The 9,078-nt window shown below is 66.7% G+C and carries 12 protein-coding genes; 3 read left to right on the top strand and 9 right to left on the bottom strand.

The genetic code is table 11. The annotated features are described in order from the left end of the window. Positions 1-594 (top strand): 3-methyladenine DNA glycosylase (locus K789_RS0116540; protein ID WP_024367729.1); only part of this gene is annotated, 594 nt, incomplete at its 5' end. 75 nt (positions 595-669) lie between these two features. Here the strand turns inward: K789_RS0116540 and K789_RS0116535 are convergent. Both K789_RS0116535 and K789_RS0116530 read right to left on the bottom strand, forming a co-directional pair. After that, entirely contained in the window at positions 670-1,590 is a 921-nt protein-coding gene (locus K789_RS0116535) for a hypothetical protein (protein ID WP_024367728.1), read from the bottom strand. Positions 1,591-1,722: 132 nt separating this feature from the next. Beyond that, a complete protein-coding gene (locus tag K789_RS0116530; protein ID WP_024367727.1) occupies positions 1,723-3,399 on the bottom strand; it encodes an AMP-binding protein in 1,677 nt (558 codons plus the stop codon). Between the two features lie 101 nt (positions 3,400-3,500). Here K789_RS0116530 and K789_RS0116525 point away from each other — a divergent pair, with 101 nt between their 5' ends. Further along, a complete protein-coding gene (locus tag K789_RS0116525) occupies positions 3,501-3,779 on the top strand; it encodes a putative quinol monooxygenase (RefSeq protein WP_024367726.1) in 279 nt (92 codons plus the stop codon). Positions 3,780-3,898: 119 nt separating this feature from the next. Here the strand turns inward: K789_RS0116525 and trxA are convergent, their stop codons facing one another. Next, complete coding sequence (gene trxA / locus K789_RS0116520; RefSeq protein ID WP_024367725.1) at positions 3,899-4,312, bottom strand: thioredoxin; 414 nt, start codon at positions 4,310-4,312, stop codon at positions 3,899-3,901. A 171-nt stretch (positions 4,313-4,483) separates the two neighbouring features. Next, a complete protein-coding gene (locus tag K789_RS0116515) occupies positions 4,484-5,029 on the bottom strand; it encodes an acyl-CoA thioesterase (RefSeq protein ID WP_024367724.1) in 546 nt (181 codons plus the stop codon). 104 nt (positions 5,030-5,133) lie between these two features. Between K789_RS0116515 and K789_RS0116510 the strand changes: the two genes are divergently transcribed. Then, positions 5,134-5,625 carry a GNAT family N-acetyltransferase gene (locus K789_RS0116510; RefSeq protein WP_024367723.1) on the top strand — a complete coding sequence of 164 codons (492 nt, stop codon included), beginning with the start codon at positions 5,134-5,136 and terminating at the stop codon, positions 5,623-5,625. A 38-nt stretch (positions 5,626-5,663) separates the two neighbouring features. On the opposite strand, the gene K789_RS0116505 is transcribed toward K789_RS0116510, so the two are convergent. The 5 genes from K789_RS0116505 to K789_RS0116480 all read right to left on the bottom strand — a co-directional run bounded on the left by K789_RS0116505 (position 5,664) and on the right by K789_RS0116480 (position 8,708). After that, a complete protein-coding gene (locus K789_RS0116505; protein ID WP_024367722.1) occupies positions 5,664-6,068 on the bottom strand; it encodes a VOC family protein in 405 nt (134 codons plus the stop codon). 49 nt (positions 6,069-6,117) lie between these two features. Then, complete coding sequence (locus K789_RS0116500) at positions 6,118-6,660, bottom strand: GNAT family N-acetyltransferase (protein WP_024367721.1); 543 nt, start codon at positions 6,658-6,660, stop codon at positions 6,118-6,120. 179 nt (positions 6,661-6,839) lie between these two features. Further along, positions 6,840-7,562 carry an MgtC/SapB family protein gene (locus K789_RS0116490; RefSeq protein ID WP_029705175.1) on the bottom strand — a complete coding sequence of 241 codons (723 nt, stop codon included), beginning with the start codon at positions 7,560-7,562 and terminating at the stop codon, positions 6,840-6,842. A gap of 75 nt (positions 7,563-7,637) precedes the next feature. Next, complete coding sequence (locus K789_RS0116485) at positions 7,638-7,970, bottom strand: hypothetical protein (protein WP_024367719.1); 333 nt, start codon at positions 7,968-7,970, stop codon at positions 7,638-7,640. A 15-nt stretch (positions 7,971-7,985) separates the two neighbouring features. Further along, positions 7,986-8,708 carry a GAF and ANTAR domain-containing protein gene (locus K789_RS0116480; RefSeq protein WP_024367718.1) on the bottom strand — a complete coding sequence of 241 codons (723 nt, stop codon included), beginning with the start codon at positions 8,706-8,708 and terminating at the stop codon, positions 7,986-7,988. Between the last annotated feature and the right edge of the window lie 370 nt (positions 8,709-9,078).

Genomic DNA, 9,078 nt, shown 5'->3' with positions numbered 1-9,078 from the left:
CGGCTGCCGGCCACCGGGCGCCTGGTCGATTCCCTCGTGCCCACGATCCTGGAGCAGAAGGTCACCGTGATCGAGGCCCGGCGCGGTTACCGGTATCTGATGTACCGCTTCGGCACGCCCGCCCCCGGCGCCGGTACTGTCGCACCCGCCAACCTGATGGTCCAGCCCACCCCCGAGCAGTGGCTGCGCATCCCGTCCTGGGAATGGCACCAGGCCGGGGTGGGTCCCCAGCGTTCGGCGACCGTCATGCGCGCGCTGCGCTCCGCCGTCGCGCTGGAACGGCTTGCCGCGCTCCCGGCGGCAGAGGCAGCCGCGAAGCTGCAGACCCTTCCCGGCGTTGGTGCGTGGACCGCCGCGGAGGTGGTGCAGCGCACCCACGGCTGCCCGGACTCGGTTGCGGTGGGCGACTACCACCTCGCGGCCTATGTGGGCGCGGCGCTGACCGGCCGCCGGACGGACGACGCCGGGATGCTCCGCCTGCTGGCCCCGTGGGCCGGACACCGGCAGCGCGTAGTCCGGATGATCGGCCTCAGCGGCTTCCGGAAACCCACCTTCGGCCCGCGGATGACCATCCAGGACCACCGCGGCCACTAGCAACGCGGGGTCACTTACGGCCCATCCCGGGCGACTTCATCGGCGCGGTGTGACCCCGCGTTGCTGTGGGTGGGGTCAGCCGCGAGGGAGCCGGGCCCTTTTGATCCGGGCAATGACGCCCTCGAAACCTTCGGCCAGGTCATCGGCGTTGACTTTGAAATACGCCCAGCCCGCGTTGCGGAACATCTCGTCGCGGAGGTTGTCGCGGGACTGCTGTTCCCGCGTGAGGTGGGGTGCGCCGTCGTACTGGATGGCGATCCGGTACCTCCGGTAGCCCAGGTCGGCAGCCGGCGAGCGCCCGTCGTCCGGATCGAGTCTCAACTGCAACTCCGGCTCGGGCAGGCGGGCCTCCAGCAGTGCCAGCCGCAGGAAGGTCTCCGGGAAGGAGTCGGCTCCCACCCGCATCTCGTCCAGGGCAAGCCGGGCCTTCTCGACGCCCTTCATGTTCGGATGCTGGCGGATGAGGAGCCGCAGCCCTTCCTTGTGCGCATATGGCTCGGACCGCTGCTCGAGGCCCGGCCGGGGTAGCCGGATGATCTGGTCGCCCAGCGCAATGAGGTAGTTCAGCGGCAGGTCAGCAGCCAGATCCAGCCAGGTCCGGGGCGGCGCCGTCACGGGGATGCCGTCGACGTCGGTCAGCTCGCCGGGGATGCACCGCACCCGGTGGCCGATCACCCCGGCCCGGCGGACCCTGGGCAGCTCATGCGGCTTGCTGAGGTGGATGCTGGAACAGTTCCCCAGCCACGGCGGCAGGCCGAGGAGTGTCAGGACGGCGGCGGTTTCGTGTGACACCCAGGCGCCGGGCGTGGCAGCGGTCAGGACGCGGGCACGCTCGGCGATCTCCAAGGGCCGCCCGGCAGGCAGGTAAATGAGGCGGCCGCCGTCGGACAGGTCGCGCGCCCGCAGGCGTTTGGCCTGGACACCCAGCGCGCGGGACTGATAAACCGTGAACGGCTTCTGGACGAGGCTTTCGGGGAGGGGCGCAATGCGGACCATGCGCTCCATTGTGGCCGCGAACCAACGCCGCTGCAGAGGTTATCCACAGGCCCGCCGGAATCGACACAACGAGGGGTCACTTAGCGCCCATGCCGGGCCCATCTATGGGCGCTACGTGACCCCGCGTTGCTGTCAGAGTCCCAGCCGGGCCACGGCTTCCTGCCGCATGTCCACCTTGCGGATCTTGCCGGACACGGTCATCGGGAAGCTCTCGCGTACGTCGACGTAGCGCGGGATCTTGTAATGCGCCAGCTTCCCGCGGCAATACTCGGCCAGGCCGGCGGCGTCCAGCGGCGCGGCGCCGGCCTTGAGGATGACGCAAGCCATCAGTTCCTCGCCGTACTTGGCATCCGGCACGCCGATCACCTGCACGTCCTGGATATCCGGGTGCGAGTAGAGGAACTCCTCGATCTCGCGGGGATAGACGTTCTCACCGCCCCGGATCACCATGTCCTTGATCCGGCCCTCGATCACGATGTAGCCGTCGTCGTCCATCCTGGCCAGATCCCCGGTGTGCATCCAGCCCTCGGCGTCGATCACCTCGGCGGTCTTGTCCGGCTGGTTCCAGTAGCCCTTCATGACGGAATATCCGCGGGTGCACAGCTCGCCGATCGCGCCGCGCTGCAGTACTTCGCCGGTCATCGGGTCCACGACCCGGCTCTCCAGGTGCGGCATCGTCCGGCCCACGCTTTCGGTGCGCTGGGCCATCGTGTCCACGCTGCGGGTCATGGTGGATACCGGCGAGGTCTCCGTCATGCCGTAGCAGATCGCCACGTCGCGCATGTTCATCTCCGAGATCACCCGGTTCATCACCTCGATGGGGCACAGCGAGCCCGCCATCACCCCGGTGCGCAGGGTGGAGAGGTCATAGGAGGCAAAGTCCGGCAGGGCGAGTTCAGCGATAAACATCGTGGGCACGCCGTACAGTGAGGTCCCGCCGAAGTCCTGCACGGCTTCCAGCGCCGCGGCGGGCGTGAACCCCCGGCCCGGAATGATGGTGGCGCAGCCGTGGCTCAGGGCGGCCAGGTTTCCGATCACCATGCCGAAGCAGTGGTAGAAGGGCACCGGAAGCACCACCCGGTCGTGCTCGGTGTACTCCATCAGCTCGCCGATCGAATAGCCGTTGTTCAGGATGTTGTAGTGCGAGAGCGTGGCCCCCTTGGGGAATCCGGTGGTGCCCGAGGTGTACTGCAGGTTGATGGCGTCATGGGGGTCCAGGTCGGCCATCCGCGCCTTCAGAGCGGAATGGACGACGTCGTCGGCCCGCTTGAGCAGCTCCGCGAACGTCCGCTCGTCCCGCGCTTCAGGGACGCCGGCCGTCAGGCCCGGCAGGCCCGCGTCGGGAAGGAACACGAGTTCGACCAGCTCCGGGCATTCGGCCAGCGCCTGCCGTGCCATGCCGGTGTAGTCGCTGTTGCGGTCCGACGGCGCCGCGAGCAGCATCCGCATGCCGTTCTGCTTCACCACGAACTCCAGCTCATGGCTGCGGTATGCCGGATTGACGTTGACCAGGACCGCCCCGACCTTGGCCGTCGCGTATTGCACGATGGTCCATTCGGCACAGTTCGGGCTCCAGATGCCGATCCGCTCACCCTTGGCCACACCCAGGGCGAGCAGCGCCCGGGCCACCCGGTCAACGTCGTCGTTCAGCTTGGTGTAGCTCCAGCGCCGGGCCTCTTCCCCCGGCACCATCGCGGCCTCGATCAGGGCGTCCTGATACGGGAACTTGGCCACGATCCGTTCGAAATTGTCGCCGATGGTTTCCTCGAGCAGCGGGACGTCAGTGTCCCCGGCTGTGTATGCAAGCATGGTGTGACGCTACCAACACTCGGCCGGCAAAAGAAGAGTAAAGCTTGGATGTCCTATGAAATCTTCGGAACACAACGCCGCTGGCCGGTATTGTGAAAACCATGAGCGCACCCATTGACCTTCAGGCCATTTTCATCCCCAACGACGGCGAGTTCTTCCGTGTGAAGCTCGCGCTGGAGATCGCGATCGACGAGGTCGTCAACGAACCCGGCTGCATCCGCTACGAGCTCACCGAGGCCAGCGAGGACAAGCTGGTACTGACCGAGCAGTGGGCCTCGCAGGAGGACCTGGACAAGCACTCGAAGGGCACCGCGGTCCAGGACCTCAATGAGTCGCTCAGCGCCCTGCTGGCGGAGCCCGTCAAGCTCGTGAAACTCTAAGCACCCAGTCCCAAGACAACGCGGGGTCACTTCGCGCCCATAGATCAGAAGATTATGGGCGCGAAGTGACCCCGCGTTGGTATGTGAGGGTCTGCTCTATGCCGTTCAGACGGGGGCGACTAGGCCTCCGGGATCTGGCTGCCGTCCTGCTTGCTGGCCGCCGCGGCAGCCTCGGCCTGGGACCGGGCCACGTGCGCGTGGACTTCTTCCATATCGAGGGCCTTGACGGCGTCAACGACCTGCTCCAGCTGCTGGGCATTCAGGGCGCCGGGCTGGGAGAACACCAGCACCTTTTCGCGGAACGCCATCAACGTCGGGATGGACGTAATGCCGGCCTCGGCGGCGAGCTGCTGCTCCGCCTCGGTGTCCACCTTGGTGAAGACGACGTCCTGGTGCTTCTCGGAAACTGCGGAGTATGTGGGGCCGAACTGCTTGCATGGGCCACACCATTCGGCCCAGAAATCGACGAGGACAATGTCATTGTCCTCGACGGTAGATGCGAACTGTTCACCTGTAATGTCTACGGTAGCCATGGGTCAACGGTACGCGAGCAGCGCAGCCTTGTCCCCTGCATTTCGCTGTTGGCACACCCATATGACGGCCCTCCGGCGCACCCGGCCATCCGGCCCGGGGCCCCAACGGTGCGGGCAAGCCGGCCGTCAGAGGCGCCTGCTGGTGGTGCTGGGTCGGCGCGCCGTCGGAATCTAGGCCCAGACGTGCGGGGCGGGCCGCCGCGCCCCCGGGAGGGCGTTGGTCTCGCGCCATTCGTGGATCCAGGCGGGAAGTTCCAGGTCCGCCGGGGGCGCTCCGAACTCCCGGATGATTTCCTCCTGGCTGACCGGCTTGCCCTTGCTGACCAGGCGGGTCGCGATGAAGGCGCGGGCGTAGATTTCCCCGTCCACCACCATGCGCTGCTCGAAGTAGATTGCCTTCTCGTCGAGGCCTATGATCTTCGTTTCGATCGTGTACCGCTGCCACAACTGCAGCGAACGGCGGAAGGCGATGGTTTCCCCGGCCGCCACCGGGCTCCATCCCCGGCGGCGCATGGCCTTCCAGGTGCCGCTGCGGGCCATCAGATCGAACCGGCCCAGGTCCATCAGGGAGAAATACATTCCGTTGTTGACATGCATCGCGATGTCGATATCGGTCGGCAGGACCTTCAGCGGCAATGACGCTGTGTCCCAGATGCTCAGCGGGGAGCGCCGGGAGGACGTGAACAGCAGGACAAGCGTGCGGAGGAGCAGGTGCATGGGGATTATGTTACCCGCGGGTAACATAAGTGCCAAGGACCGGGACCGTGGCTTTTGGCCCGGGATCGCGGACCAGCGGGTCCAACCCGTATTACTCTTGCCGGATGACAACAGACCTGACTGTCAGGGCCGCGGCGGTGGACGACGCCCCCGGCATTGCCCGGGTACACATCCAGGCCTGGCGCGAGTGCTACGCCCACCTCCTGCCGGCCGAAGACTTGGCCGGACTGCAACAGCGCCCGCGGGAGGACAAATGGCGCGCCATCATCACCGCTGCCGCCGCCTCGAATGTCTGGGTTGCCTGCGCGGGGACGGACATCGTGGGCTGGGCGAGCGCCGGGGCCGGACGCGATGACGATGCACCCCGACCTTGGGAGCTGGAGGGAATCTACGTGCTGGCCAGCCATTACGGCTCCGGGGCAGGCCAACTGCTGCTGGATTCAGCCGTGGCCGACGGCGGCGCCTACCTCTGGGTTGCGGAACAGAATCCCCGCGCCTTCGCCTTCTACCGGCGCAACGGCTTCATCCCTGACGGTGCCACCGCGGCGCATGAGCTCATCGGCACCCCGGTCCGTATCCTGCGGATGGTGCGCTGAGCCGGGCACTGAACTCCGCGGCAAGCCACGGGCCGGCGTCAGGCCGTGGCGATCAGTTCGGCTTCGAAGCCGTCCGAATTCACCAGGTACGCCGCGAAGTGGTCCGGGCCGCCGGCGTGCGGGTACTTCTCCGGGAACAGTTCACGCCAGCCGTGCGCGATGGCGGCTGCCGCCAGGGCATCGACCTGGGACCGGGTCCCCGCGCTGAAGGCCAAGTGATTGAGCCCGGGAGCGGTGCGGTCATGGGTCCGGCTGCTCAGGGCAGGGGATTCCTCGACAACGATGTACGTCGGACCCCGCCGCCAGCTGCACCCGTCCGGCCAGTCCTGGTACTCGCGGTAGCCCAGCCTTGTCAGGAGCCAGCCCCATTCGTCCTTGGCGCGGCCCAGGTGCGGGACCCACAGTTCCACATGCTGCAGGGCCCCGAGCGATTCATCAGTCACGTTGAGAGTCTTGCACGGCTGGGCCACAGGCTTTCGCCGTGCCCGCGGCTCAATACAAAATGCGCTGGAAGAGTATGTGGTCCTGCCAGGCTCCGGCGATGTTGAGGTAGGCCGGGGCCACACCGATTTCCGTGAAACCCGCGCGCTGCAGGATCTTCTGGGAGGCGGCATTGTGTCGGAGCGTGGCGGCCTGCAGCCGGTGCAGGCCCAGCTCCTGCCGCGCAGCATCCACGGCGAATGCAACGGCCGCCGAGCCGATCCCCCGTCCGGAGTAGTCCTTGTCCACCCAGTACCCGAGATGGGCGCTGAGGAACGGCCCGCGGACGATGCCGCTGAGGGTCATCAGCCCCACAATCGCTTCACCATCCGTCAGGACCCACGGAACATCCGATCCCGCAATGAACAGGGCCAGCTTGGACTGGACGCTCATCATTTGACCGTCGACGGTGAAGAACTCCTCGGCCCGCAGCGGCTCCCAGGGCGCCAGGTGTTCACGGTTCCGCAGGTAGGCGGCGCAGATGGCTTCCACGTCGGAGGCTCGCAGCACCCGGATCCGGATGCTGCCGGCAAGGGTCGTGCTGTTGCCGGGCATCCGTAGCCTCACTCCCCACACTGCTGTTTGAGCTTCCGCCAGCCGCCGGCGCGGTTGTTGGCGATGATCTGCCGGAACAACCCGAGCAGGGCCGTGGCATTGATCGCCTCGCCCTGCGGCATGGCCACGGTGTTGGCGTTCTTGTTGCCGTGCCCCGGGGTGATGATCGAGGCAGCAGCTCAGGCATCATCGTCGTCGTCATCCTCACTGGAGTCGGCACCCCGGACGATCACACTTGCCACGCCGTGCAGGTCCATCAGGGGCAGGACGAGGTTGCGCAGCGGATGGCGCCCGAAGAACCGGACCTCCATCGAGACCATCGGCTTCTGCTCATCCCCGGTCCGCCGGGTGCGCAGGATCGACGAGCTGAACCCCATGGTGGTGGCGATTTCAAGGATCTGCCGCAACACCCCTTGGCCATCGGCATAGTCGATGTGCATCACGCGGTTCCTGTCCACGGAGGGGATCCTGCGGACTGCGGGGGCAATCACAAACAGTGTGATGAGGTGGAAGATCGTCAGCACCACCCCAAGGGACACCATGCCGGCTCCGCAGGCCATGCCCACTGCTGCGGATACCCAGATGGTGGCGGCCGTCGTGAGGCCGCGGACCACGTCCCGGCCCTTGAAAATGACGCCGGCGCCCAGGAAGCCGATCCCGCTCACGATCTGGGCCGCGATGCGGGAAGGGTCCAGGACGGCTCCGGGCTCCATCACGAACGCGAAGCCGTAAGCGGACACCAGGGTGAAGGCGCACGAGCCGAGTCCCACCAGCACGTGCGTCCGGTAGCCTGCGCTCTTCTGCCGGACCTGCCGCTCGATGCCGATCAGCGAACACAGCACGAACGTGGCGAGCAGCAGCCCGGCTTCCACCAGGCTTGTTTCAGTGAAGAATGCGAACATGCCGCCCACCTTCCTGTGGCCCGTAAGTCAGTGCCGGACCGGGCGCCCCTATTGCTGACTCTAGCAAGGCCAAAGTCAGTCGTCGCGGGACTCTTTGTCGGGCCGGTCGCCGGACTCTTTGTCGGGGCCGTCGACGGGCTCTTCATCGGGGCCGTCGAGGCTGTATGGCGCCCGCGGTGCCCCGGAGTGCAGCTCATTCAGGCGTTCGTTCAGGGCATGGGCGAGGATGTCGCGCTGGAGGGCGGGCAGTGCCATCGCGCCGTGGATGTAGGCCTCGATCTCGAACTGTCCGGCGTGGCCACCGAGCGTAAAGTACCGCAGCCACAGCTCCTCAATACTGACGTCGGCGTGGCGCAGCGAGTCGGCGAATCGCCGCCGCTGCTCGCTCTCCTCGTCACCCAAGGCCATGCCGTCGTCCTGCGCTCAGTTTTCGAAGGGACTGGCCGCAGCCAGCAGTTCTGCCGCGACCAGGGCCAGGGGCTTCCCTGCCTGCCGCGACAGCATCATCAAATCCCGGAGGGCCACTTCATCGTTGGTTCCATTCCGGGCCATCAGCAGGCCCTTGGCCATGCTGATTGTGTCCCTCTGCGCAAGGGACTCCTGCAACCGGTCGCTCAGCGTCCGGGCAGCCTCCCGGGCGTGGGTGTGGATGACAAAGAGCGTCGCCTGTTCGGCAAAGAGTTCAGCCAATCGGATCGTGCCGTTTCCTGCAAAATGGCCACCGTCCGAGTACACCTTGACGGCTCCCAACGCAAGACCGCCGGACAACAGGGGGCAGCTCACCGAGGACGAAATTCCCAGCGCTGCGGCCGCGGGAGCCCACCGGGACCATCGCCGGTCGGAGGCCATTTCCTCGACCAGGACCGTTTCCCCGCTCGCCCAGGCCGTGATGCACGGGCCTTCGCCCAGCTCGTACTGGAGTGCGTCAGCTTCAGCGACGACGGCATCGGACGCGGCGGTCGTCTGCCGCAGGCCCGAACCGTTGATCAGGCTCACTCCGGCGCCGATCGCGCCGGGAATCGCAGCAGTCGCGGCGTCCGTAATCAGCCGGAGGGCGTGGCCCACCGTTTCTTCCGTCAGCAGCAGCCTCGTGGCCCGGGCAAAAACGGCAGTGATCTCGTCAGCCAGCGGCAGTTCGACGCTCATCTTCACCTCAGAAGTCCATACCGGCAGGTCGCCAGCCGGCGCGCATCGCCGCAGGATCCAAGCATACGGCGGCCCGGCCGGGGCGGCCTATATTCACTGTCCCCCCGCACGGCGTAGTGTCGCTAGTAGCTGGATCACGGCCCGGACAGGTCCGGGGTGCGCTATTTGGGTTGCGGGCGATCAAGAGTCCGCAGCCGCTGAGCCGGCGCGTCACGGACGTCCAGGCGTTCGTAGGATTGAGGCCGGCATGGTTTCCGGTACCGGCGCATCTCCAACACCCGAGCAGCTGCAGGACCTCCTGCTGGAAAGTCCCGGGTTCACCGAATTCCTCCTGGGCCTGACCACCATCTCCGCGACCCGTCTCGGCGGG

Source organism: Arthrobacter sp. TB 26 (assembly GCF_000427315.1).
Lineage (GTDB): Bacteria > Actinomycetota > Actinomycetes > Actinomycetales > Micrococcaceae > Arthrobacter.
This window is presented reverse-complemented; position numbering and strand designations above follow the sequence as displayed.